21 protein-coding genes and 1 tRNA gene are annotated in these 23,044 nt (G+C 70.7%); 6 read left to right on the forward strand and 16 right to left on the reverse strand.

The annotated features are described in order from the left end of the window. The 10 genes from mdoH to VLG41_RS08540 form a co-directional block, all read right to left on the reverse strand. Positions 1-1,622, reverse strand: a 1,622-nt coding sequence (gene mdoH / locus VLG41_RS08495; protein ID WP_325348962.1) for a glucans biosynthesis glucosyltransferase MdoH, incomplete at its 3' end; no start/stop codon positions are given. Continuing rightward, positions 1,619-3,178 carry a glucan biosynthesis protein G gene (locus VLG41_RS08500; RefSeq protein ID WP_325348963.1) on the reverse strand — a complete coding sequence of 520 codons (1,560 nt, stop codon included), beginning with the start codon at positions 3,176-3,178 and terminating at the stop codon, positions 1,619-1,621. The genes mdoH and VLG41_RS08500, both read right to left, overlap by 4 nt. A gap of 190 nt (positions 3,179-3,368) precedes the next feature. Continuing rightward, positions 3,369-4,778, reverse strand: a complete 1,410-nt coding sequence (locus VLG41_RS08505) for a sigma 54-interacting transcriptional regulator (RefSeq protein WP_325348964.1) — start codon at positions 4,776-4,778, stop codon at positions 3,369-3,371. Between the two features lie 13 nt (positions 4,779-4,791). After that, a complete protein-coding gene (locus VLG41_RS08510; protein WP_325348965.1) occupies positions 4,792-5,493 on the reverse strand; it encodes a hypothetical protein in 702 nt (233 codons plus the stop codon). Further along, complete coding sequence (locus VLG41_RS08515) at positions 5,483-6,901, reverse strand: sensor histidine kinase (RefSeq protein ID WP_325348966.1); 1,419 nt, start codon at positions 6,899-6,901, stop codon at positions 5,483-5,485. The genes VLG41_RS08510 and VLG41_RS08515 overlap by 11 nt, the downstream gene beginning before the upstream one ends. Before the next feature lie 13 nt (positions 6,902-6,914). Beyond that, positions 6,915-8,285 carry a tRNA (N6-isopentenyl adenosine(37)-C2)-methylthiotransferase MiaB gene (gene miaB, locus VLG41_RS08520; protein WP_325348967.1) on the reverse strand — a complete coding sequence of 457 codons (1,371 nt, stop codon included), beginning with the start codon at positions 8,283-8,285 and terminating at the stop codon, positions 6,915-6,917. A 66-nt stretch (positions 8,286-8,351) separates the two neighbouring features. Continuing rightward, positions 8,352-8,807 (reverse strand): hypothetical protein, encoded by a 456-nt coding sequence (locus tag VLG41_RS08525; protein ID WP_325348968.1) that lies wholly within the window; start codon positions 8,805-8,807, stop codon positions 8,352-8,354. Between the two features lie 50 nt (positions 8,808-8,857). Beyond that, on the reverse strand, positions 8,858-9,418 hold the full coding sequence (locus VLG41_RS08530) for a YaeQ family protein (RefSeq protein ID WP_325348969.1): 561 nt from the start codon (positions 9,416-9,418) through the stop codon (positions 8,858-8,860). Positions 9,419-9,479: 61 nt separating this feature from the next. After that, positions 9,480-9,556: transfer RNA gene (locus VLG41_RS08535), tRNA-Met, on the reverse strand. Between the two features lie 46 nt (positions 9,557-9,602). Further along, positions 9,603-10,385, reverse strand: a complete 783-nt coding sequence (locus VLG41_RS08540; RefSeq protein ID WP_325348970.1) for an enoyl-CoA hydratase — start codon at positions 10,383-10,385, stop codon at positions 9,603-9,605. Between the two features lie 120 nt (positions 10,386-10,505). On the opposite strand from VLG41_RS08540, the gene VLG41_RS08545 reads away from it, so the two are divergent. The 4 genes from VLG41_RS08545 (at position 10,506) to VLG41_RS08560 (ending at position 13,640) form a co-directional block, all read left to right on the forward strand. After that, positions 10,506-11,300 carry an enoyl-CoA hydratase-related protein gene (locus VLG41_RS08545; protein WP_325348971.1) on the forward strand — a complete coding sequence of 265 codons (795 nt, stop codon included), beginning with the start codon at positions 10,506-10,508 and terminating at the stop codon, positions 11,298-11,300. Positions 11,301-11,338: 38 nt separating this feature from the next. Further along, positions 11,339-11,740, forward strand: coding sequence for a hydroxyphenylacetyl-CoA thioesterase PaaI (gene paaI / locus VLG41_RS08550; protein ID WP_414652473.1), 402 nt, complete (start codon positions 11,339-11,341; stop codon positions 11,738-11,740). Next, positions 11,737-13,032, forward strand: coding sequence for a phenylacetate--CoA ligase PaaK (paaK, locus tag VLG41_RS08555; RefSeq protein WP_325348973.1), 1,296 nt, complete (start codon positions 11,737-11,739; stop codon positions 13,030-13,032). The genes paaI and paaK overlap by 4 nt, the downstream gene beginning before the upstream one ends. A gap of 98 nt (positions 13,033-13,130) precedes the next feature. Continuing rightward, positions 13,131-13,640 carry a hypothetical protein gene (locus VLG41_RS08560; RefSeq protein WP_325348974.1) on the forward strand — a complete coding sequence of 170 codons (510 nt, stop codon included), beginning with the start codon at positions 13,131-13,133 and terminating at the stop codon, positions 13,638-13,640. Positions 13,641-13,664: 24 nt separating this feature from the next. Here the strand turns inward: VLG41_RS08560 and VLG41_RS08565 are convergent, their stop codons facing one another. Genes VLG41_RS08565 through VLG41_RS08575 form a run of 3 tightly spaced genes read right to left on the reverse strand, consistent with a single transcriptional unit; the run spans position 13,665 to position 17,411 of the window. Then, positions 13,665-15,464 carry a peptidase M61 gene (locus VLG41_RS08565; protein WP_325348975.1) on the reverse strand — a complete coding sequence of 600 codons (1,800 nt, stop codon included), beginning with the start codon at positions 15,462-15,464 and terminating at the stop codon, positions 13,665-13,667. Between the two features lie 58 nt (positions 15,465-15,522). After that, positions 15,523-16,242 carry a DsbC family protein gene (locus VLG41_RS08570; RefSeq protein ID WP_325348976.1) on the reverse strand — a complete coding sequence of 240 codons (720 nt, stop codon included), beginning with the start codon at positions 16,240-16,242 and terminating at the stop codon, positions 15,523-15,525. Positions 16,243-16,274: 32 nt separating this feature from the next. Then, the gene (locus VLG41_RS08575) at positions 16,275-17,411 is read right to left on the reverse strand and encodes an FAD-dependent monooxygenase (protein WP_325348977.1); all 1,137 of its coding nucleotides are present in this window, start codon (positions 17,409-17,411) and stop codon (positions 16,275-16,277) included. A gap of 76 nt (positions 17,412-17,487) precedes the next feature. Here VLG41_RS08575 and VLG41_RS08580 point away from each other — a divergent pair, with 76 nt between their 5' ends. After that, positions 17,488-18,372 carry an MOSC domain-containing protein gene (locus VLG41_RS08580; protein WP_325348978.1) on the forward strand — a complete coding sequence of 295 codons (885 nt, stop codon included), beginning with the start codon at positions 17,488-17,490 and terminating at the stop codon, positions 18,370-18,372. On the opposite strand, the gene VLG41_RS08585 is transcribed toward VLG41_RS08580, so the two are convergent. Genes VLG41_RS08585 through VLG41_RS08595 form a run of 3 tightly spaced genes read right to left on the reverse strand, consistent with a single transcriptional unit; the run spans position 18,347 to position 21,802 of the window. Next, on the reverse strand, positions 18,347-19,270 hold the full coding sequence (locus VLG41_RS08585) for an AraC family transcriptional regulator (RefSeq protein WP_325348979.1): 924 nt from the start codon (positions 19,268-19,270) through the stop codon (positions 18,347-18,349). The genes VLG41_RS08580 and VLG41_RS08585 overlap by 26 nt on opposite strands. A 4-nt stretch (positions 19,271-19,274) precedes the next feature. Further along, positions 19,275-21,317, reverse strand: a complete 2,043-nt coding sequence (locus tag VLG41_RS08590) for a xanthine dehydrogenase family protein molybdopterin-binding subunit (protein WP_325348980.1) — start codon at positions 21,315-21,317, stop codon at positions 19,275-19,277. Positions 21,318-21,328: 11 nt separating this feature from the next. Continuing rightward, positions 21,329-21,802 carry a (2Fe-2S)-binding protein gene (locus VLG41_RS08595; RefSeq protein ID WP_325348981.1) on the reverse strand — a complete coding sequence of 158 codons (474 nt, stop codon included), beginning with the start codon at positions 21,800-21,802 and terminating at the stop codon, positions 21,329-21,331. Positions 21,803-21,928: 126 nt separating this feature from the next. On the opposite strand from VLG41_RS08595, the gene ychF reads away from it, so the two are divergent. Beyond that, a complete protein-coding gene (gene ychF, locus VLG41_RS08600; RefSeq protein WP_325348982.1) occupies positions 21,929-23,020 on the forward strand; it encodes a redox-regulated ATPase YchF in 1,092 nt (363 codons plus the stop codon). Positions 23,021-23,044: the final 24 nt, after the last annotated feature.

Raw genomic sequence — 23,044 nt, forward strand, 5'->3', positions numbered from 1 at the left:
AGCACGAACAGCGAGTGCGCCAGCATGCGGATGGGCGCCTGCAGCACGGCCAGCACGGTCTCGGCCACGGCGCTGAGCATCAGCGTGCCGGTGCCACCGAACTGGCGCTGCTCGCGCTTGAGGAAGACGGCGATCAGACCCAGGATGCGCGGCATGAAGAGCAGACACAGCGTCCAGACCCACAGGCCGCGCAGCTCGGCAGGCAGGGCGTGCCAGCTCGGCAGCAGGGTGCTGTCGGCCACCCACAGGGCGGTGCCGATGGTGAGGAAGCCCAGCCACAGCGGCGCCGACAGGTAGGACATGGCGCCGATGGCGAACATGCTGCGGTGCACGCGGTGGATGCCGGGCTCGGCCATCAGGCGCGCGTTCTGCAGGTTGCCCTGGCACCAGCGGCGGTCGCGCTGCAGCTCGCTCAGCAGGTCGGGCGGTTGCTGCTCGTAGCTGCCCTGCAGGTCGGACACCAGCCACACGTGGTAGCCGGCGCGGCGCATCAGCGCGGCCTCGACGAAGTCGTGCGACAGGATGCCGCCGGACATGCCGCCCGTGCCCTTGATGGGCGCCAGCGCGCAGTGCTTCATGAAGGGCTCGAGCCGGATGATGGCGTTGTGGCCCCAGTAGTGCGATTCGCCAAGCTGCCAGAACTGCATGCCCAGCGTGAACAAGCGGCCGGTGACGCGCGAGGCGAACTGCTGCGAGCGCGCATGCAGCGTGGCGTGGCCCACGGCCTGGGTGGCGGTCTGGATGATGCCGGCGCGCGGGTGCGCTTCCATCAGCTTGACCATGTCGGCCAGGCAGCGGCCGCTCATGACGCTGTCGGCGTCGAGCACGACCATGTAGCGGTAGTCCTTGCCCCAGCGGCGGCAGAAGTCCGCCACGTTGCCGGCCTTGCGGTGGGTGCGGCGCGTGCGCAGGCGGTAGTACACCTCGATGGCGGGCAGGCCGCTGGTGGCGAGTTCGCTGCGCAGGTTCTCCCACGCGGCGCGCTCGGCGCGCTGGATCTGCGGGTCGTAGCTGTCGGACAGCACGAAGACGTCGAAGACCTTCGATTCGCCGGTGGCGGCGAGCGACTCGCAGGTGGCGCGCAGGCCGGCGAAGACGGTGGCGACGTCTTCGTTGCAGATGGGCATGATGATGGCGGTGCGCGCCTCGGGGTTCATCACGTGGTCGCGCACCTCGGCGGCGCGCAGCGTGTGCCGGTCGCCAAAGAGCGAGACCCAGAAGCCCATGAGCGCGGTGACGAAGCCGGTGAGCACCCAGGCCGAGAGCACCACGAACAGCGTGAGCTGCGCGACGCGCAGCAGGCCGTTGCCGCCTTCGGGTTGCAGTTGCCAGAACATCAGGCCGGCCATCAGCGTCCAGGCCAAGGTGAGCCCGACGAAGATCGCGCGGCGCCAGTTGGCCGCGTTCTGCCAGGGCTCCAGCGGCTCGCCCGCCGGCGCGGTGCGCTGGCCCTGGTTCTGGCCGTACGGGGGCAGCAGGCCGCTGGCTGTGCTGAGCAGGGCGGTGCCGATGCTGTTCCAGAAGCCGCGCCAGGGGCGCGGCGTCATGGAGCCACGGTTGATGGGGGGCGCAGTCACCGCGTTCGGGTGACGCTCTTCCCGCAGGAGGCTGCGGGGCTTCATTCGGGCAGCAGAAGTTGCGTCCATGTTTCGCTCACGGTGTGTTGCTGGTGTTGGAGGAAGGCGCGCAGTTCGACCGGTTGGGTGGGGTCGATGCGCTCGACGCGAAGGCTCAGGCGCCAGGTGCGCGTGGCCGGGTTGGGGTAGGCAACGGCTTCGAGCACGCGGCCGTTGGCGTTGGTGCTGATCTTGGGCTCGACGGTGGCGCCGGCGGGCAGGGCGTCCAGCGCGGGGCCGGCGAAGTCGAGCACGAACTTGGGCTGGGCGGCCTGTTCGGCGGCGTTGAGCTTGGTGTAGCCGTAGCCGCGGCGGCTCTGCGTCACCCAGCTCGAGGGCGGGCGCTGCTGCTCGTCACCCTGCCAGGCCAGGTCGTAGCGCAGTTCCATCGGCTGGCCGGGCACCAGCGGCTGCGCCGGCACCCAGTAGGCGACGATGTTGTCGTGCGTCTCGTCGGGCGTGGGCAACTGCACCAGTTCCACACGGCCGGCGCCCCAGTTGCCCACCGGTTGCACCCAGGCGCTGGGGCGGCGCTCGTAGCGGGCCTCGACGTCTTCGTAGCTGGCGAAGCGCCGGTCGCGCTGCATGAGGCCGAAGCCGCGCGGGTTGGTGGTGCTGAAGGAGCTCACGGCGATGGCCTTGGGCCGCTGCAGCGGGCGCCACATCCATTCGCCTTCGCCGGTGACGAGCATCAGGCCATCGGAGTCGTGCACTTCGGGGCGGAAGTCGCCGGGCAGGGGCTGGTTCTCACCCGACAGGAACATGCTGGTGAGCGGTGCGATGCCCAGCGTGGCCACCGGCCCGGTGCCATCGCGCGCGAACAGGCGCAGGCGCACGCTCATGGTGGTGGTGAAGCCGGGGCGGATGACGAACTCGTAAGCGCCCGTGACGCGCTGCGATTCGAGCAGGGCCATGACCGTGAGCTCGCGCGCGTCGGCGGCGGGGCGGCGCAGCCAGAACTCGCTGAAGCGGGGGAATTCCTCGCCCTTGCCGCCCACCGTGTCGATGGACAGGCCGCGCGCCGACAGCCCGTAGCCCTGTTGCGCGCCCAGGGCGCGGAAGTAGCTGGCGCCGAGGAAGACGGCGAGTTCGTCCTTGTAGGCGATGTTGTTGAGCGGGTAGTGCAGGCGAAAGCCCGCGTGGCCGAGGTCGCCCCAGCCGCTGGTGTCGAAGGTGTTCTTGCCGAAGTGGAAGTCCTCGGCGCGGTAGGGCAGGGTGCGCACCTGGCCATCGGGCGCGACCTCGTGGATGCGCACGGGCTGTGTCTGGTACAGGCCCAGGTGGAAGTACTGCGCCTCGAACGGCAGGTTCAGGTTGCGCCAGGTGGAGCGCTCGGTGCGAAAGCGGATGTCGCGCAGCTGGTCGTAGGTGATGTTGGCCAGGGCGGGTGGCAGCTTGTCGCCGCTTTCGCGCCAGGGTTCGGCGGCACGGGTCTGGGCGAGGTGGGCGAGCTGCTCCCAGCTCAGGGCCCGGGCCGGCGAGGACACCAGCGCCAGCGCGGCCAGCAGGCCGCTCACGCGCCAGGCCGTCGCACGCAGGGGGAGGGGAAAAACCAAGGGCATGCCCCCTCAAGGGCAAGCCCCGTGCCAAATTGGAAAAGTGCTTTCAGATCAACGGCTTGGCGCCGCCGAGATCGGCATTTTGGCCAGACAGGCCCTTGAAATGCGGGTAAACCCTCGAATTTGTCGTCGATCGGCGACGGATGGTGGGGTGGTCGGAAAAAATCCCAACAAAATCAATGATCTTCGGCTGTCAGGTATCGGCGACAGCCTCATCCCCGCCGCTGTCGGGGGCGCCGGCCCCGTCGCTCTTGAACAGCCCCGGGGTGAGCGCGTGCTTCTGCAGCAGGCGATAGAACTCCGTGCGGTTGCGCTGGGCCAGGCGCGCGGCGTCGGCCACGTTGCCGTCGGTCATCTTGAGCAAGTCCACCAGGTAGTCGCGTTCGAAGCGCTGGCGCGCCTCGGTGAAGCTGAGCACCTCCACCGAGGGCGTGCGCAGCGCCCGCTGCACCAGGGCCAGGGGCACCAGCGGCGTGGTGGACAGGGCGCAGACCTGCTCGACCACGTTGTAGAGCTGGCGCACGTTGCCGGGCCAGGTGGCCATGGTCAGGGCCTTGAGCGCCTCGGGCGCGAAGCCCGAGCTGCGCTTGCCGTACTTGGCGGCCAGCTTGGCGAGGAAGTGGTTGGCCAGCAGGGGGATGTCCTCGCGCCGCTCGGCCAGGGTGGGCAGGGTGAGCGTGACGACGTTGAGGCGGTAGTACAGGTCCTCGCGGAACTGGCCTTCGGCCATGGCGGCCTCCAGGTCGCGGTGCGTGGCGGAGATGATGCGCACGTCCACCGGCACCGACTGGCTGGAGCCCAGCGGGCGCACCGCGCGCTCCTGCAGCACGCGCAGCAGCTTGACCTGCAGCGCGGGCGGCATGTCGCCGATCTCGTCGAGCAGCAGCGTGCCGCCGTCGGCGGCCTGGAACAGGCCCTTGTGGTTGCTCACGGCGTCGGTGAAGGCGCCTTTCATGTGGCCGAACAACTCGGATTCGAGCAGGGCCTCGGGGATGGCGCCGCAGTTGACGGCCACGAAGGGCTTGCCGGCGCGTGCGCTGGCCTTGTGGATGGCGTGCGCCAGCATCTCCTTGCCGGTGCCCGAGTCACCTCGCAGCAGCACGCTGGCGTCGCTCTGCGCGACCATGCGCGCCTCGGCCAGCAGGTCGTCCATGCGGTTGGAGCGGCTCACGATGTCGCGGCGCCAGGCCTCGTCGGCGCGCCGCGAGGGCCCGGCCGGCGTGCTCAGCGCCAGGGCCTGGGCGATCTTGTCGAGCAGTTCCTTGGCTTCGTAGGGCTTGGTGAGGTAGCCGAACACGCCGCGCGCGGTGGCGTCCACCGCGTCGGGGATGGTGCCGTGCGCGGTGAGCAGGATCACCGGCAGCGAGGGGTGGCGCGCGCGCACGTCGGCGAACAGGGCCAGGCCATCGCGCCCGGGCAGGCGCACGTCCGACAGCACGAGCTGAGGGCGCTCGATCTCGAGCTGGGCCAGCGCCGCCTCGGCTGAGCCCACGGCCGTGACCTGGTAGCCGGCCGAGCCCAGGCGCATGGACAGCAGGCGCAGCATGTCCGGATCGTCGTCGACGACGAGGATGCGGGCGCGGTGGTGCGGGTGTTCGCTCATGCCGGGCCCCGGGTCAGGGTGCGCGCGGCGCTGGCGCTGCGGGCGCCGGCGCGCGGTTGTTGATGCTGCGCTCGATGGCGCGCATGGCCTCCAGGCGCTCGTTGAGCTGGTCGATGCGGCGCTGGTGGTCGCGCAGTTGCGCGGCCTGCTTGTCCATCGCCTCCTCCAGCTTGCGCTGTTCCATGAAGCGCTGGACCAGCAGGCGGGCCAGGGGCTTGAGCGGCGCGGCTTCGGGCGCGGGGTTGTTGGCCACGCGCTGGGCCAGGCCGAGCGCGCGGGCGGTCTCCACGGGCTGGTTCAGGTGCATCAGCGCGAGCGAGAGCTGCAGTTGCCGCTCGGGCGCGCTGCCTGGGTCGCCCAGGGCGGCGATCTCCAGGCCCAGTTCGGCGGGCGTGAGGCTGCGGACACGGTCGGCGTAGCGCAGCAGTCGCGCGGCGGCCTCGCCCTCCGGCGCGCTGGCCGGCGCGGCTTGCACCAGGGAGGACGCCGCCACGGCGGTGGTGGGGGGCGCAGTCACGGGCGCCGGGGCGTGTGCCTGGGTCGGCTGGGGCGCGGCAGTGCTCACAGGGGGCTGGGGCGCGCTCACGGGTGTGGCGGGCGGCAGGGGCGTGGTGGCGCAGGCGCTCAGGGCGCAGGTGGCCAGCCAGAGCCCGACCCGTGCGCGGGTGTGGCCGAAGGGGGCGGGCGCTGGGGTGCGCGCGGGGTCATGTGGCATGGGGCAACTCGATGCGAAAGTGGGCGCCCGGGGTGCCGGCGAGCAACTCGACGCGGCCGCCGTGGGCGACGATGTATTCATGGACGATGGACAGGCCGATGCCGGTGCCGCGCACCGCGCCCTCGGGCTGGCGTTCGCCCCGGTAGAAGGGTTCGAAGATGCGGTCGCGGTCGGCCGGGGCCACGCCGGGCCCCTGGTCGACGATGTCGATGCTGACGCGACCGGGCAGGCTCAGCAGCACCAGGCGGATGGTGCCACCTTGCGGTGAAAAACGGATGGCGTTGAGCAGCAGATTGCCGATCGCCGAGGCCATTTTTTCGCGGTCGATCTGCAGCCAGACCGGCTCGCCTTCCACGCGCACCTGCAAGCCGTGCGCCAGCCAGTGCAGGCGTTGCGCCTCCACCAGGTCGTCGAGCAGGCCGCGCAGGTCGGTGCGCTCGCGCTTGAGCTGGCGTGCCTCGAAAGCCACGGCGTTGAAGCGCAGCAACGCCTCGATCTGCGTCTGCAGCGCCTGGGTGTTGTGCTGCAGGATGTTGACCACCTCGGCCTGGTCGGGGTTGAGCGGGCCGGCGATGCCGTCGCCCAAGACCGAGACACCCTCGCGCAGCGAGGCCAGGGGTGTCTTCAACTCGTGCGAGATGTGGCGCAGGAAGCGTGCCTTGTCGGCGTCGAGCTCCATCAGGCGCAGGCGCAGCCAGTCGAGCTGCTGGCCCACGCGGCGCACGTCGCGCGGGCCGACGATGTCGATCGGCTGGTCGAGCTGGTTCTCGCCCAGCGAGACGATGGCGCGCTCCAGCCGCTTGAACGGCTTGGCCAGCCAGACGCCGAAGCCCAAGGCCATGCCGGCGGCCAGCAGGATGGCCCCGGTCACCGTGCGGGTGAGCTGGTCCTGGTTGCGCTGGAAGCGCGCCTGCAGCGCGGCGTTGCGCCCGGCGATGATGGACTGCACCTTCTGCGCGATGGAGGCGCTGTGGCCGTCCAGTTCACGAAAGGCCCTTGCCACGTCGCGCTCGCGGTCCAGCGCGGTCTCGGGCGGTCCGTCGAGCAGGTCGGCCACCACCTGCATCCGCTCGCGCCAGTTCTGCGCGAACTCGGGCGGCAGTTCGTTGTCCTGCAGGCGCTGCAGGATGTTGCGCGCGTCGCTCGCGGCTTCGGTGAAGCGCTGGCGCAACTGGGTGTCGCGCAGCACCAGTGACTGGCGCGCCGCGCGCTCCATGGTGAGGCTGCGCTCGGACAGCGATTGGGCGGCGGTGGACAGGGCGATCGCCTGCTCCGCGCCTTCGCGGCTTTGTTGCAGGAGGGTCTCCAGCGAGAGCAGCGAGCGCACCGCCGCGCCACCGAGCAGCGCCCCGATGAGCAGGAAGGCGACCAGCAGCAGTTGCTGGAAGGACAGCGATGAGGGTCGCACGCGCTCCCTTGCCTCAGGCGGTTTCGCTCACCAGCACCTCACCGCGCAGGGAATGCGGCAACGCCTGTGTGATGCGCACGTCGAGCATCCGGCCGATCAGGCGCGCACCCTGCGGACCGCCGTCGAAGTTGACGATGCGGTTGCACTCGGTGCGGCCCATGAGTTCGGCGGCGCCGTTGGGCCCTGGCCGGCGCGCGGCGCCTTCCACCAGGATGCGTTGCACCGTGCCTTCGCGGCTGGCGCTGATGCGGCGCACATTGGCCTCGATGGTGGCCTGCAGGTGCTGCAAGCGCTTGAGCTTGACCTCGTGCGGTGTGTCGTCGGCCAGGTTGGCCGCGGGCGTGCCGGGGCGGGGGCTGAAGATGAAGGAGAAGCTGCTGTCGAAGCCCACGTCCTCGATGAGCTTCATCATCTTGTTGAAATCGTCCTCGGTTTCCCCGGGGAAGCCGACGATGAAGTCGCTGCTCATGGAAATGTCGGGCCGGATCGCGCGCAGCTTGCGGATCGTGCTCTTGTATTCCATGGCGGTGTAGCCGCGCTTCATGGCCATGAGGATGCGGTCGCTGCCATGCTGCACGGGCAGGTGCAGGTGGTTCACCAGCTTGGGCACGTTCGCGTAGGCCTCGATCAGGCGCGGCGTGAACTCGTTGGGGTGGCTGGTGGTGTAGCGGATGCGCTCGATGCCCGGGATGTCGGCGACGTACTCGATGAGCAGGGCGAAGTCGGCGATCTCGGCCGTGTCGCCCATGGCGCCGCGGTAGGCGTTGACGTTCTGGCCCAGCAGCGTCACCTCCTTCACGCCCTGGTCGGCCAGGCCGGCGATCTCCACCAGCACGTCGTCGAAGGGGCGGCTCACCTCTTCGCCGCGCGTGTAGGGCACCACGCAGTAGCTGCAGTACTTGGAGCAGCCCTCCATGATGGAGACGAAGGCGGAGGCGCCATCCACCTTGGCCGGCGGCAGGTGGTCGAACTTCTCGATTTCGGGGAAGCTGATGTCCACCTGAGGCTTCGCCTGGCGCTCGCGCTGCGCGAGCAGCTCGGGCAGGCGGTGCAGGGTCTGCGGGCCGAAGACCACGTCCACGAAGGGCGCGCGCTGGATGATGGCCTCGCCCTCCTGGCTGGCCACGCAGCCGCCCACGCCGATGAGCACGCCCTTCTGCTTGAGGTGCTTCACGCGGCCGAGGTCGGAGAACACCTTCTCCTGCGCCTTCTCGCGCACCGAGCAGGTGTTGAAGAGGATCAGGTCGGCCTGCTCGGGGTCGTCGGTGGGCTCATAGCCCTGGGCCGCGCCCAGCACGTCGGCCATCTTGTCCGAGTCGTACTCGTTCATCTGGCAACCGAAGGTCTTGATGAACACTTTCTTGTGTGGGCTCTGTTCGCTCATGGCATGGCTCCTGCGGGCGCGGTGCGCCCGATGCACCCCGGGGCGGGGCGCGCATTCACGGGGGGATCAGTTGGCTTTGGCGGGCAGGGTCGTCGGGGTGGCCGCGCCCTGCTGCGATTCGAACGTGAAGTTGCGCTCCACGCCCAGCGTGGGGCGGCGCTCCTTCTTCTCGGCCTCGGTGAGGACCCAGACCTGGGTGACCTGGCCCTGGCGGTCCATGAGGTAGTTGACCGTGAGCTCGCGGTTCACGAACGCGGCCGACTGCCGGATGCGGTTGTCTTCGTCGAGGATGCGCGCGCCCGGCGTGAAGCGGGTGACGCGGTCGTCCATCTCGAGGTAGGGCGGCTGCTTGACGGTCATGGTGCCGCGCAAGGCCTGCTTGGGAAACTGGCGAACGCCCGGCTGGGCGCTGGTGGCGGCCGGCAGCACCGTGGTGGTGGTCGAGGTGGACATCTGCGGTTGCGCCTGCGCGGCGCCCCCCAGGGCCAGTGCGATCACGAGGGGGATGAGACAGCGGTTCATGGTGTAGATCCAGAGGCTGAACGAAGGCGCGATTGTCTCACGCGCTCACTTCACCGCCAGCGGATCGGCTCCAGGCTCACGCTGCCGCGCTCGCCGCTCAGCGTGAGCACGCCTTCGAGCACCGTGGCCTGCAGTTGCATGCTGCGCTCGGCCAGCGCCGCCAGCGCGGGCGCGGCCTCGGCGGGCAGGCGCCAGACCTGCAGCTTGTCCAGCCGGGTGAGCTTGCCTTCGATGCCGCGCCACCAGACCTCGGCCGCGGGGCCGAAGGCGTAGACGCGCACCGCGTCGGCCTGGCCGCAGGCCTTGGCCATGGGCTTGTCCTCGGGCTGGCCCACCTCCACCCACAGGCGCTTGCGGCCGGTGAAGTCGGTGAGGTGCAGGTCGGGGTCGTCCGGGTCGGACAGGCCCGCGCCGAAGGCCAGGGTGCCGTCGCCCTTGCAGGTGTCGACCAGCTCGTGCGCGTTCAATGCCAGCGCCGCCAGGCGGACCATCATGCGCTCGTCGGTCTCGCTGGGGTGGCGGGCCAGGGTGAGGGCGTGGTCGGCGTAGTAGCCGTGGTCGATGTCGGCGACCTGCAGGTTCGCCTTGAAGACGGTGGACTTGAGGGCCATGGCGGATCGGGCGGCGGGAATGAAAAAGGCGGGTTCCGTTGCCGGAACCCGCCTCGCTGTCTGGTGGCGATAGGTGGACTTGAACCACCGACATCAGCATTATGAATGCTGCGCTCTAACCAACTGAGCTATATCGCCGAAGCCGCGCATTATAGCCCATGGGAAGCGCCGGTTTGAACCGGCCTCAGGCGTTCTTGAAGTCTGCCGGGCGCTTGGCCACGAAGGCCGCCATGCCTTCCTTCTGGTCCTGCGTGGCGAACAGGGCGTGGAACATGCGGCGCTCGAACATCACGCCATCGGACAGGCCGCTTTCGAAGGCGCGGTTGACCGATTCCTTGGCCGCCATCACGGCGAGCTGGGAGAAGCCGCAGATGATGAGCGCGGCGCCCAGGGCCTCGTCCATGAGCTTGTCCAGCGGCACCACGCGGCTCACCAGGCCGGCGCGCTCGGCCTCGACGGCGTCCATCATGCGGGCGGTGAGCGCCAGGTCCATGGCCTTGGACTTGCCCACGGCGCGCGGCAGGCGCTGCGTGCCACCGGCGCCGGGGATGATGCCCAGCTTGATCTCCGGCTGGCCGAACTTCGCGTTGTCGGCGGCGATGATGAAGTCGCACATCATGGCCAGCTCGCAGCCGCCGCCCAACGCGAAGCCGCTGACGGCCGCGATCACCGGCTTGCGCACCGAGCGGATGGTTTCCCAGTTGCGGGTGATGTAGTCGCCCTTGTAGACGTCGGCGAAGGTGTAGGTCGCCATGGCGCCGATGTCGGCGCCCGCGGCAAAGGCCTTCTCGCTGCCGGTGACGATCATGCAGCCGATGTGCTCGTCGGCGTCGAAGGCCTTGAGGGCGGCGCCCAGCTCGTCCATGAGCTGGTTGTTCAGCGCGTTGAGTTGCTTGGGGCGGTTGAGCGTGACGATGCCGACGCGGCCTTCGGTGCGCACGGTGATGCATTCGGGGGCGGTGCTCATGGATCTCCTCGGGGGTGGTGGTTTTGTCCAGCCGGCCACTATAGCCTCAGGGAAAATATTAGCCGACCGATCGGTTGGTTAATGGTAAATTGCCGCCCAGCCACCCAACGAGGAGACACGATGAGCGACACCACCGTGGTGTACGAGGAACGCGGGGCCGTGGCCCTGCTGACCCTGAACCGCCCCGAGGCGCTGAACAGCTTCACGCGCGCCATGCACCGCGACCTGTGGGCCGCGCTGGACCGCGCCGAGGCCAATGCCGCGATCCGTGCGCTGGTCATCACGGGCGCGGGCCGCGGCTTCTGCGCGGGCGCCGACCTGGCCGAGTTCGACTTCGAGCCCGGCCCGGACCTGGTGACGCGCGCCGACCCCGGCCCCGTGATCGAGCAGGCCTTCAACCCCACCGCGCGCCGGCTCATGGCGCTGCGCATGCCGACGATCGCGGCCGTCAACGGCGTGGCGGCGGGCGCGGGCGCCTCCATCGCCATGTGTTGCGACATCGCCATCGCCGCGCCGGGCGCCAGCTTCATCCAGGCCTTCAGCAAGATCGGCCTGATCCCCGACGCCGGCGGCAGTTGGCTGCTGGTGGAGCGCCTGGGCCTGGCGCGCGCCATGGCCCTGGCCATGACGGGCGACAAGCTGCCCGCCCAGCAGGCCAAGGACTGGGGCATGGTCTGGGACGTGTCCGAGGATTGCGTGGCCAGCGCACTGGCCCTGGCCGACAAGCTCGCTGCGATGCCCACGAAGGCCCTGGTGGCCACGCGCGGCCTGCTGCGCGAGGCCTCCACGCGCAGCTTCAGCCAGCAGCTCGACGCCGAGCGCGACACGCAGTCCGCCCTGGGCAAGACGCACGACTACATCGAGGGCGTGATGGCCTTTCGCGAGAAGCGCCCCGCGCGCTTCAAGGGGGGGTGATGACGCCCGAGCAACGCGCCGAGAAGGTGGGCACCACCATGTTCGCCGTCGACACCGCCAGCAAGGACACCATGGGCATGGAGCTGCTGGCCTGCGGCCCCGGCCGCGCCACCATGCGCATGGCGGTCAAGCCGCTGCACCTCAACGGCCACCAGATCTGCCACGGCGGCTTCATCTTCACGCTGGCCGACTCCACCTTCGCCTTCGCGTGCAACAGCCACAACCGCAACGCGGTGGCGGCCGGCTGCAGCATCGAGTTCCTGCGCCCCGCGCACGCGGGCGACGTGCTCACCTGCGAAGGCGTCGAGCAGACGCTGTCGGGCCGCCACGGCATCTACGACATGAAGGTCAGCAACCAGCGCGGCGAGGTGGTGGCGATGTTTCGCGGCAAGAGCGCGCAGATCCCCGGCCACGTGTTTCCCGAAGAGGCCCACGAATGAACGCCTTCCCCCTTGAGCCGATCGAAAAGGCCAGCGTCGACGAGTTGCGCGCGCTGCAACTCAAGCGCCTGCGCGCCACGCTGGCCCACGCCTACGCCAACTCGCCGGTCTACCGCGCCAAGTTCGACGCCGCGGGCGTGCACCCCGACGACTGCCGCTCGCTGGCGGACCTGGCGAAGTTTCCCTTCACCACCAAGGCCGACCTGCGCGACAACTACCCCTTCGGCATGTTCGCCGTGCCGCGCGAGCGCTGCGCGCGCATCCACGCCAGCAGCGGCACCACGGGCAAGCCCACGGTGGTGGGCTACACGCAGCGCGACATCGACACCTGGGCGCAAGTGGTGGCGCGCAGCATCCGCGCCAGCGGCGCGCGCCCCGGCGACCTGGTGCACGTGAGCTACGGCTATGGCCTCTTTACTGGCGGGCTGGGCGCGCACTACGGTGCCGAGAAGCTGGGCCTGACGGTGGTGCCCTTCGGGGGCGGCCAGACGGAGCGGCAGGTGCAACTCATGCAGGACTTCCGGCCCGACATCATCATGGTCACGCCGAGCTACATGCTGGCCATCGCCGACGAGTTCGAGCGCCAGGGCCTGGACCCGCGCGACAGCAGCCTGCGCATCGGCATCTTCGGCGCCGAGCCCTGGACCAACGACATGCGTCTGGCCATCGAGCGGCGCATGGGCATCGACGCGGTGGACATCTACGGCCTGAGCGAGGTCATGGGCCCCGGCGTGGCCAACGAGTGCGTGGAGACCAAGGACGGCCCGACCATCTGGGAAGACCATTTCTACCCCGAGATCATCGACCCCGAGACGGGCGAGGTGCTGCCCGATGGCGAGCTGGGTGAGTTGGTGTTCACCAGCCTGACGAAAGAGGCCTTGCCCATCATTCGCTACCGCACGCGCGACCTCACGCGGCTGCTGCCGGGCACGGCGCGCACCATGCGGCGCATGGAGAAGATCACCGGCCGCAGCGACGACATGATGATCGTGCGCGGCGTCAACGTGTTTCCCACGCAGATCGAGGAGCTGATCCTCAAGCGCGCCGCCCTGACCGCGCACTACCAGTGCGTGCTCACGCGCGAAGGCCCCATGGACTGCCTGACCGTGCGCGTGGAGACGCGCCCGGGCCTGTCGCCCGAGACCGAGGAGGCGCGCGGCGCCGCGCGTGAACTGCAGCACGACGTGAAGACCTTCGTGGGCACCAGCATCGAGGTGGTGCTGATCGCCGAGGGCGGCGTGGAGCGCAGCCAGGGCAAGGCCAAGCGGGTGATCGACCAGCGGCCGCGATGAACCGCACGGGCGGGGGCGGGTTTGTGGCGAATTGAGGTCAAACCCGCTGGTCACCCCCTGGGGGTATCGTTACATTCCCGGCGAAAGCCTGGGATGTGATGGACAAACAGCTCATCTTCTTCAAGACGGAGCAGGGCCGCGAGGCCCTGACCAGCCGCCCCGCCGGCCTGGGCCCGCGCCTGCGTTCCCTGTTGATCATGGTGGACGGCAAGCGCAGCGTGGCCGAGTTCGACAAGCTGCTGGGGACCGACGCGGCCCCCCTGCTGGAGCAACTGGCCGCGCAAGGCTGGGTGGAGGGCGAGGCGGCCGCCGCGGGCGCGGCCGTGCTCAACGGAGCCGTTGGCGCCCCCGTGGGGGTGCCGGTGCTCACCGATGCCGTGCCCGCAGTGCCGGCACTGCCCTTTGCCGACGCGCGCCGCCTGATGGTCCGCTTCGTCAACGACCAGCTGGGCCCCATGGGCGAGCCGCTGGCCATGCGCATCGAGGCGTGCAAGACGCCGGCCGATCTCCAGGCCATCCTGCCGCGCGTGCGCGACGGCCTGCTGAACTTCAAGAACGCCGCGACGGTCGCGCAGTTCGATCAGGACGTGGCCTCGCGCCTGCCCTGAGGCGGCACCGAGCCACACCGGCGCTCAGGCGCTCAGCCAGCTTCCCAGGCGCTGGGCGTCGTCCACGCCCAGGCGCAGGGCCTGCTGCTCGGCGGGCCAGCTCAGCGCCAGCCGCAGCAACTGCCGATCGCGCGAGACCAAGGCCGTGAGCTTCACGCGCGAGCCGCGCAGGGCATCGACCTCGTCCAGGCGGTGCACGCGCCAGGCCTCCGCCGGCGCGCCGCGCCGCGCGGGCGCGAACTCCACGCCCAGCCACTCGTCACCCGCTGCGAAGCCGGCGGCTTCGGCGGCGCCGCCCCGCAGCACGGTCTTGATGGTGAGCGCGCCGCCCGCTTCGCTCACGCGCAGGCCCAGGCGCTGGGCGAGCGGCGCGGCGTCGTGCTGCGGTTTGGCGCCCAGGGCCTTGAGCAGGCGCTCGGCGGGCAGGTCATCCGTGCCGTGCACCCAGGCGGCGAGTTCGCCGTCGTAGCTGCGGCCGCCCACGCGGCGCAGCGCGGCGCGCACGTCGCTCTCTCGCATGGGGCCGCCTTCGCAGCGGCGCCAGAGCTCGCGCATGAGTTCGTCCAGCGAGCCGCGGCCTTCGTCGCGCAGCGTGAGGTCCAGGCACAGCGCCACCAGCGCGCCCTTGGTGTAGTAGCTCACCGTGGCGTTGGGCGTGTTCTCGCCGATGCGGTAGTACTTCACCCAGGCGTCGAAGCTGGCCTGGGCCACGCTTTGCAGCAGGCGCCCCGGCGTCTGGTTCACCTGGTTGATGTTCTTGGCCACGAGCTGCAGGTAGGTGGCGTCGTCGATCAGGCCGGCGCGGCGCAGGAACAGGTCGTCGTAGTAGCTGGTGAAGCCTTCGAAGAACCACAGCAGCTCGGTGTAGTTCTCGCCGTCGTAGCCATAGCGCGCGAACTCCCTGGGCCGCAGGCGCTTGACGTTCCAGGTGTGGAAGTACTCGTGGCTGATGAGCCCCAGCAGCGTGGTGTAGCCATCGCTGGCCTTGAGCGCGCGGTCCTGGGCGCCGGTGCGCGGCAGGTCGTTGCGCTGGCAGATGAGGGCGGTGCTGTTGCGGTGCTCGAGGCCGCCGTAACCATCGCCACTGGCGTGCAGCATGAAGACGTAGCGCTCGAAGGGCGGGGCGCCATCGCCGTGCCAGAAGGCGATCTGGGCGTCGCAGATGCGGCGCGTGTCCTCGATCAGGCGCTCGGTGTCGACCCAGCCGCCCGCGCCCGTGAGCACGAAGCGGTGTGGCACGCCGCCGGCCACGAACTCGGCGCTGAAGAAGCGCCCGAGCGTGAAGGGGCAGTCGGCGAGTTCGTCGTAGTCGGCGGCGAGGTAGTCACCGAAGCCCGCGTCGTCCGCGCGCAGGGCACCCAGGCCGCTGGCGGCTTGCCAATCGTCGGGCGCCGCACCGCGTTCGAGCGTGAGCGCATGGGCCTGGTCTTCGAAGCCGATGGCGCGCAAGCAGGTGCTGGTGGCGTTGAAGAAGCCGCGCGTGGCGTCCAGGAAAGCGGTGCGCACCGAGGCGTCGAAGGCGTAGACCTGATAGCGCAGTTCCAGCGGCTGGTTCGCCGCGCTGTCGGCCTGCCAGCGGTGCTTGTCGAGTTGCCTGAGCGCCACCGCTTGGCCGCCCTGGCGCGCACTCAGGCCTTGCAGGTGCTGGGAAAACTCGCGCACCAGGTAGCTGCCGGGAATCCACACCGGCAGCGCGAAGCGCTGCCCCTCGGCGGGCCGGTCGACGGTGAGCGTGACCGCCAGCAGGTGGCTGTGCGGGTTCTCCACCGCGATGCGGTAGTGAACGGCGGCCTCTGTGCGCGGGGAACGGCGCCGTGTGGTCACAGGACAACCTTCGCGCAGCGCGCTGCGGTGCGAGCCCTTTCGGGCGGCCGTGCGGTGCTCATTTGGCCTTGGCGCTCTTGAGCAGGGTCTCGAGGCGCTCGGCGTCGATGGCGCCCGGGACGCGCGTGCCATCGACGAAGAAGATGGTGGGCGTGCCGTTGATGCGCAGATCGCGGCCGAGAGCCACGTTGCGCTCCACGGCGGCGGTGTCGCAGCTGGCGCTGGGGATGGCGGTGCCTCGCAGCATCCAGTCGAGGTAGGTCTTGCCCTTGTCCTTGGCGCACCAGAGCGACTGGGCCTTCTTCACGGAATCGGGGCCGAGGATGGGGTACATGAACACGTGGATGGTCACGTCCTCCACGTCGGCCAGGGTCTTCTCCAGCCGCTTGCAGTAGCCGCAGTTGGGGTCGCTGAAGACGGCGATCTGGCGCGTGCCCTTGCCGTGCACCACCTTGAACGAGTCTTTCAGCGGCAGGCTGGAGAAATCGACCGCGCTGAGTTTTTGCGTGCGCTGCTCGGTCAGATCGACGCGGTTGCGGGTGTCGAAGATCGAACCCTGCATCAGGTAGTTGCCCTCGCTGTCCGAGTAGAGGATCTCGGAGCGGTTGATGCGGATCTCCCAGACGCCGGGAAAGGGCGTCTTGCTCACCTCTTCGATGGGCGGCAGGTTGGGCAGGCGCTCGCTCAGGTTCTTGCGGATGGTGGCTTCGTTGGCCGAGGCGGCGAAGGCCAGGCACGCGAGCAGCGGCAGCCAGAGGGTCTTGAGCGGCAGATTCATGAAAGCCTCGTGGGAAACGGGTAGGGGGCGGGTCAGAGCGACAGGCCCATGGCCTGGCGCGCGAACCAGCGCTTGAGCGGGCCGCTGCGGTGAAAGCCGGCGAGTCCGCGGTTGCGCAGCAACTGCACGCGCGGGTCGCTCAGGCCGAACAGCGAGAACAGTCCGTCGGTGACGGCGGACATGGCCTGGACGTCGGCCGCGCGGGCGCGTTCGTAACGTCTGAGCAGTTTGGCGTCGCCGAGTTCGCGCCAGTATTCGCGGGCGTGCAACACGCGGGCCAGCTCGGCGGCATCGGCCAGGCCCAGGTTGAGGCCCTGGCCGGCCAGCGGGTGCACGGCGTGGGCGGCGTCGCCGGCCAGGGCCACCGCGCCCTGCGGCGTGTGGGTGAACCAGCGCTGCGCGCGCGACAGTTGCAGCGGCCAGGCCTGTGCAGGGGCCAGCGGCGTGAGGGCGCCCAGGGCCTGGGCGCAACGCGCCTGCACGGCCTCGGCGAAGACCGCGGGCTCGGCTTTGAGCCATTCGTCGGCTTGCTGCGCGGGCAGCGACCAGACCAGGGCGAGTTCGTGGCCGTCGGCACCGCCCATGGGCAGCAGGGCCAGCACCTCGCCGTGGGCGAACCACTGGCGCGCCACCCCGCCGTGCGGCTGTTCGGCGCGCAGCCGCGCGGCCAGGGCCTTGTGGGGATAGGCGTGGGTGTCGTAGTCGATGCCCAGGGCTTCCCGGGTGGCGCTGTGGCGGCCCTCGCACACCACGGTCAGGCGGGCGGGCGGGGCCTCGGTGACCCGTTCGACGCCGGCGGCGAAACCCACCGCGTCGGCCAGGCGCTGCTCCAGCGCGGGCACGTCCACGATCCAGGCCAGGGCCTCGGCGCCCAGCTCGCCCGCATCGAAGCCCAGTTGCCCGCCGTCGTCGCCCCAGACCTGCATGGCGCGCACGGGCGTCACGGCGCCGGGCACGGCGTCGGGCCAGGCGCGCAGGGACAGGAGCAGTTCGCGCGAGGCCTTGTTCAGGGCGTAGGCGCGCACGTCGTGGGCGCGCGGGGGAGAGTCGGGGGCCACCAGGGCCACGCGCAGGCGGTCTTGCGCGAGCAGCAGGGCCAGCGCCTGGCCCACCACGCCGGCGCCGCGGATGGCCACGTCGGCGCGTCGGGGGGAGGATGAACTGGACATGGGCGGGATTCTAGGAGCGCGGCACAATCCGGCGTTTCGCCGATACCCATACCCCGCATTCACCTCCGCATCCACCATGAGCGACACCGACGACGTGCAGGCCACCATCGAACAACTGTGGATCTACCCCGTCAAGTCCTGCGCGGGGGTGCGCCTGGAGGAGGCCGAGCTGACCGACACCGGCCTGCTCTACGACCGGGCCTGGATGGTGGTCGACGAACAAGGCGAATTCGTGACGCAGCGCGAGTTGCCGCGCATGGCGCTGATCCAGCCCAGCTTCAAGCTGGGGCAACTGGTGCTGCGCGCGCCGGGCATGCTGTCGCTGCACCTGGCGCTGGACGCGGCCGAGGACCCGGCCACCGTGCGCGTGTGGAACGACACCGTCGAGGCCTACGACATGGGCGACATCGCGGCCCAGTGGTTCAGCGACTTCCTCGGGCCGGACGCCCCCGAGCCGCTCAAGCGCCTGCGCCTGGCGCGCTTCGACCCCGAGGTGCGCCGCCCCAGCGACCCGAAGTGGACCGGTGGCCGCGAGGCCGGCACCCAGTTCGCCGACGGCTTCGCGGTGCTGCTGACCAGCGCGGCCTCGCTCGACGAACTCAACGCCCGCCTGGTGGGCGATGGCCACGCGCCGGTGGACCAGCGCCGCGTGCGCCCGAACATCGTGCTCGGCGGCCTGCAGTCGCACGACGAGGACCGCGTGGGCGCGCTGACCATCACCACCGACGACGGCCCGGCGGTGATCGAACCGGTGAAGCCCTGTTCGCGCTGCTCGATCCCCGACGTCGACCCGGATTCCGCGCTGCAGGGCCACGTGGTGGGCGACACCCTGCGCGGCTACCGCGCGGACGCGCGCGTGGGCGGCGCCATCACCTTCGGCGTGAATGCCATCGTGCTGGAGGGCGACGGCCGCACGCTGCGCGTGGGGCAGCGCGTCAGCGCGGACTGGCGCTTCGACTGATCGGACCCGACGCCTTGGTGCCGAACTGGGCGCGGAACTGCGCCGGCGTCAGGCCGGTGTGGGCGCGGAACTGCCGCGTGAAGTGCGGCTGGTCGGCGAAGCCGCTCAGGTAGCCCACCTCGGCGAGCGAGGCCGCGCCAGCGGCGAGCTGGTGCGCCGAATGGTTCAGGCGCGCCTGGGCGAGCAGGCCGCTGAAGTGCCCGCCCTGCCCGGCGAGCAGGCGCTGCAGGGTGCGTGAACTCAGTCCCATGGCCTGCGCCAGGCGCGCGAGCGTCCAGCCGCGCGCGGGGTCGGCCTGCAGCAGCGCGAGTGGGGCGCGCGCGTCGTCCACCGGCGGTGGGGCGCTGGTGCCGCTCCATTGCCATTCCCAGGTGTGCAGGCGCGACGGCCAACGCGTCGTGGCGCGCCAACCCTCGTCGAACAGCCAGGCCCGCGTGCCGAGCGGTCGCGCGCGCAGGCCCGACACGCCCAGCCGCTGTGTCAGCGCCAGCAGCAGGCCGGCGACCAGCAGGTCTTCCGCGTCGGTGGGCGGTGCCGCGCGACGCAGCGAGACGTGGCGCCAGCTCAGCGCCGCCGGCCCCGTGGCGCGCACCTCGACGCGGTGGCGCGAATGCACGAAGCGCTCCAGCCGCTGCCAACGTTCCAGCAGATCGAAGGGGTCGCGCGCTGGCGCGAAGACGGTGAGCAGGGGGTCGTCCGACAGATCGTGCACGGCTTCGCCCAAGCGCGCGATGACGCCGGGGCCATGCGCCTGCCACAGGGCTTGCAGGCGCGCGCGTTTGTCGGGCAGCGCCACGCGGCCCAGGTGGGTGGGCGCGGTGGGGGGCGGTGCCAGGCCCTGGCGGCGCAGGCCCTGGTGCACCACGCGCATCATCGCGGCCGGTGCGAAATCGTCCATGGCCTCAAGTCTGCGCCAGAACCGCCGGGTCGATGGGAAAGCGCGTGACCCGGTGTCCGGTGGCCGCGCGCACGGCGTTGGCGATCGCCGCCGCCGAGGCGACGATGACCGTCTCGCCCGCGCCGCCCGGCGCCTCGCCTTCGTCGATCAGCACCACCGCCAGAGGGGGCAGGTCGGTCATGCGCGGGATGGGCGCGCTGGCGAAGCTGTCGCTGCCCACGCCAGCGGCCGCGACCCCGAGCGCGTCGCTCAGGGCCATGCCCAGGCCCCACACCAGGTTGCCTTCGCACTGGGCGCGCACGGTGTCGGGGTCGATGAGGTGGCCGCCGTCGTGCGCGCAGCCCAGGCGCGTGACGCGCACCGTGCCGTCGAGCGCCACCTGCACGTCGGCCACCACGGCCGCGTGGCTGAGCTGCTTGTAGGTGCCGCAGGCCACGCCGCGACCGCTGCGCAGGCCGCTCGGCGCGGCGGGAGCGGCGGCCACGGCGGCGCGCAGCACGCGCGCCAGGCGCGCATCGGCGATGTGGGCGAGGCGGAATTCGACCGGGTCCTGGCCGGCGGCACGCGCGCACTCGTCGATGGCGGATTCGATGGCCAGGCCGTTCGGTCCCGCGCCCAGCCCGCGCCAGGGGCCGGTGAACACCGGCAGGCGGACCAGCGCGAAGCGCACGTCGGCATGGGGCACGCGGTAGGGCAGCGCGGCGCCGCGCGCCACGCCGGGGTCGCCGGCCACGGTGTCGGTGATGCGCTGCAGCCAGGCCGGTACGCCGGCGGAGGTGAACAGGATGTGGCTGCTGGCGAAATGGTGCTGCCAGTCGAGCAGGCGCCCCTCGCGCAGCCGCGCGCGCAGGCGGTGGCTGGAGGGCGGGCGATGGAAGCCCTGCCGGAACTCCTGGGCGCGGGTCCATTGCACTTTCACGGGTGCGCGCACCGATTCGCACAGCAACGCGGCCTCGAGCTCCACCGTGCAGATCGTCTTGCCGCCGAAGGCGCCACCGACGCGGCAGGGGTGCACGCGCACGCGCTCCGCGTCGCGGCCCAGGGCCTTGCTCACCACGTCGCGCTGGTACCAGGCGTCCTGCGAGCCGACCCAGAGATCGAGCGCGCCGTCGGCGCCCGGCGCGGCCACGGCCGCGCGCGGCTCGATGGCCGCGTGGGCCGCGAAGGGAATGTCGATGCGCAGATCGACGTCCCAGGCGGAGCCGTCGGCCACCTTGCCTCTGTCGAGCACCTCGTGCGGTGGCCGGCCGCGCGCGCGGTGCGCATCGATGTCGAGCAGGCGCGCGACGCTGTCACCGTCGTGGCCGCTGCGCTCGCTCTGCCAGCGCACGGCCAGGGCGGCCTCGATGCGATCGAGCGCACCCGGCGTGCGCGCCACGAGTCCCAGGCCGTGGGCCTGGGCCAGGCGCAGGCGCTCGTCGCGCACCAGGGCGACGAAGCCGGGCACGGCGCGCGCGGCGGCCTCGTTCCATTCCAATGGCCGCGATGGGTGTTCGGGCGAGGTCGGCGCACGCAGCACGCGGCCGAACAGCAGGCCGGCAGGCCGAACATCCGCCACGTACAGCGGGGCGCCGGTGACGATCTCGCGGCCGTGCACGAGCGGCAGGGGCGCGCGCTGTTCGGGACGGCGGCGGAACGCGCGCAGCGACGAGGCGGGCAGCGCTTGCGCGGCGAGCCGCCCGTGGGTGTCACCGCGCGCCAGGGCTTCGCGCAAGGTGGCGCAGGCCTGCGCCAGGGGCAGCGCGAAGTCGCGCACCGATTCGCTGCCCACCGTGGCGCGCACGCGGGCCGTGTCGCCGGTGGTGGGCAGGACGACCGTGATGGTCAGGGCGTCCACGCCCAACTCATCCGCCGCCACCTGGCGCAGCGCCGTTGCGATCTGCTGGCCCATCTCGGCGCGGGGCAGGCGCAGCGTGAAGCGCTCCTGTTCGTGGTGGATCCAGCCGAGCGCGTCCTCGTAGCCCGACACCGGCCGCTGGGGGAACACGGGCAGTGTGCAGCCCGGCAAGGCAAAGCCCACCGCAAGGCCCGCGCCCGCCTGGAGCATGGCGCGGCGCCTCATCGAACAGCCCCGGCCAGCGCGCGGGCGGCGCGGTGCACCGCCGCGCGCACGCGCTGCTGCGTGCCGCAGCGGCACAGATGCCCCGCCAGCGCGGCGTCGATCTGCTCGTCGCTGGGTATCGGGTGCGCGCGCAACAGGGCAGCCGCGGCGACGATCTGGCCGGCCTGGCAGTAGCCACATTGCGGCACGCGCTCGTCGAGCCAGGCCTGCTGGACGGGGTGCAGGCCCGGGCCGGCGCTGGCCAGGCCTTCCACGGTGGTGATGCGCCGGCCGGCGGCGGCGCTGGCCGGTAGCAGGCAGCTGCGCGCCGGTGCGCCGTCCACCAACACCGTGCAGGCACCGCAATGGCCTTGCCCACAGCCGTGTTTGGTGCCCACGAGGCCGAGGTGTTCGCGCAGCACCCAGAGCAGGCGTTCGTCGTGCCAGGCCGGTGCGATGGCCTGGGGGTGTCCGTTGATATCGAGTTCCATGGCGGGTCTCCGTACCGAGGTGCCGGCATGCTGCGCGCCGGCCGGCCGGTCGTCTTGAACGATCGCGCCACGCGGGGCGAAAACACCCCTGGGCTACACTGCCGGGTTCGTCAAAAGGTTTCTCCCATGAGCTTGAAATGCGGCATCGTGGGCCTGCCCAACGTGGGCAAGTCCACGCTCTTCAACGCCCTCACCAAGGCCGGCATCGCGGCCGAGAACTACCCGTTCTGCACCATCGAGCCCAACACGGGCGTGGTCGAGGTGCCTGATCCGCGCCTGGCGCAGCTCGCGAAGGTGGTCCAGCCGCAGCGCATCGTGCCGGCCATCGTCGAGTTCGTGGACATCGCGGGCCTGGTGGCCGGCGCCAGCAAGGGCGAAGGCCTGGGCAACCAGTTTCTCGCGCACATCCGCGAGACCGACGCCACCGTGAACGTGGTGCGTTGCTTCGAAGACCCGAACGTCATCCACGTGGCCGGCAAGGTCGACCCCATCGCCGACATCGAGGTGATTCAGACGGAGCTCTGCCTGGCCGACCTGTCCACGGTCGAGAAGAGCGTGCAGCGCGCGCAGAAGACCGCCCGCGCAGGTGACAAAGAAGCGCAGAAGCTGCTGCTGGTGCTGGAAAAATGCCAGGCCGCGTTGAACGAAGCCAAGCCCGTGCGCACGCTCGACCTGTCCAAGGAAGACCGTGCGCTGCTCAAGCCGCTGTTCCTCATCACCGCCAAGCCCGCCATGTTCGTGGCCAACGTGGCCGAGGATGGTTTCGAGAACAACCCGCTGCTGGATCGCCTCAAGGCCTACGCCGAGGCCCAGCACGCGCCGGTGGTGGCCATCTGCGCCAAGCTCGAGGCCGAGATGGCCGAGATGAGCGACGACGATCGCCAGATGTTCCTCGAAGAGATGGGGCTGGAGGAGCCTGGCCTGCACCGCCTCATTCGCGCGGCGTACGGCCTGCTGGGTCTGCAGACCTACTTCACCGCTGGCGAGAAGGAAGTTCGTGCCTGGACGATCCATGTGGGCGACACCGGTCCCCAGGCCGCCGGTGTGATCCACACCGACTTCGAAAAGGGCTACATCCGCGCCCAGACCATCGCCTTCGACGACTACATTGCTCACGGTGGTGAGCAGGGCGCCAAGGAGGCGGGCAAGATGCGCGCCGAGGGCAAGGACTACGTCGTCAAGGACGGCGACGTCATGAACTTCCTGTTCTCGGGTTGAGAGGCATCGCCTGCGCGGCGATGC

The organism is Hydrogenophaga sp., from assembly GCF_035481345.1.
In the GTDB taxonomy this organism is placed as follows: Bacteria; Pseudomonadota; Gammaproteobacteria; order Burkholderiales; family Burkholderiaceae_C; genus Hydrogenophaga.

Coding starts and splice junctions, on each gene's coding strand:
- VLG41_RS08500 (WP_325348963.1), bottom strand. CDS start 3,178: ATGCCCTTGGTTTTTCCCCTCCCCCTGCGTGCGACGGCCTGGCGCGTG.
- VLG41_RS08505 (WP_325348964.1), bottom strand. CDS start 4,778: ATGAGCGAACACCCGCACCACCGCGCCCGCATCCTCGTCGTCGACGAC.
- VLG41_RS08510 (WP_325348965.1), bottom strand. CDS start 5,493: ATGCCACATGACCCCGCGCGCACCCCAGCGCCCGCCCCCTTCGGCCAC.
- miaB (WP_325348967.1), bottom strand. CDS start 8,285: ATGAGCGAACAGAGCCCACACAAGAAAGTGTTCATCAAGACCTTCGGT.
- VLG41_RS08525 (WP_325348968.1), bottom strand. CDS start 8,807: ATGAACCGCTGTCTCATCCCCCTCGTGATCGCACTGGCCCTGGGGGGC.
- VLG41_RS08530 (WP_325348969.1), bottom strand. CDS start 9,418: ATGGCCCTCAAGTCCACCGTCTTCAAGGCGAACCTGCAGGTCGCCGAC.
- VLG41_RS08540 (WP_325348970.1), bottom strand. CDS start 10,385: ATGAGCACCGCCCCCGAATGCATCACCGTGCGCACCGAAGGCCGCGTC.
- VLG41_RS08545 (WP_325348971.1), top strand. CDS start 10,506: ATGAGCGACACCACCGTGGTGTACGAGGAACGCGGGGCCGTGGCCCTG.
- paaI (WP_414652473.1), top strand. CDS start 11,339: ATGTTCGCCGTCGACACCGCCAGCAAGGACACCATGGGCATGGAGCTG.
- paaK (WP_325348973.1), top strand. CDS start 11,737: ATGAACGCCTTCCCCCTTGAGCCGATCGAAAAGGCCAGCGTCGACGAG.
- VLG41_RS08560 (WP_325348974.1), top strand. CDS start 13,131: ATGGACAAACAGCTCATCTTCTTCAAGACGGAGCAGGGCCGCGAGGCC.
- VLG41_RS08570 (WP_325348976.1), bottom strand. CDS start 16,242: ATGAATCTGCCGCTCAAGACCCTCTGGCTGCCGCTGCTCGCGTGCCTG.
- VLG41_RS08575 (WP_325348977.1), bottom strand. CDS start 17,411: ATGTCCAGTTCATCCTCCCCCCGACGCGCCGACGTGGCCATCCGCGGC.
- VLG41_RS08580 (WP_325348978.1), top strand. CDS start 17,488: ATGAGCGACACCGACGACGTGCAGGCCACCATCGAACAACTGTGGATC.
- VLG41_RS08585 (WP_325348979.1), bottom strand. CDS start 19,270: ATGGACGATTTCGCACCGGCCGCGATGATGCGCGTGGTGCACCAGGGC.
- VLG41_RS08590 (WP_325348980.1), bottom strand. CDS start 21,317: ATGCTCCAGGCGGGCGCGGGCCTTGCGGTGGGCTTTGCCTTGCCGGGC.
- VLG41_RS08595 (WP_325348981.1), bottom strand. CDS start 21,802: ATGGAACTCGATATCAACGGACACCCCCAGGCCATCGCACCGGCCTGG.
- ychF (WP_325348982.1), top strand. CDS start 21,929: ATGAGCTTGAAATGCGGCATCGTGGGCCTGCCCAACGTGGGCAAGTCC.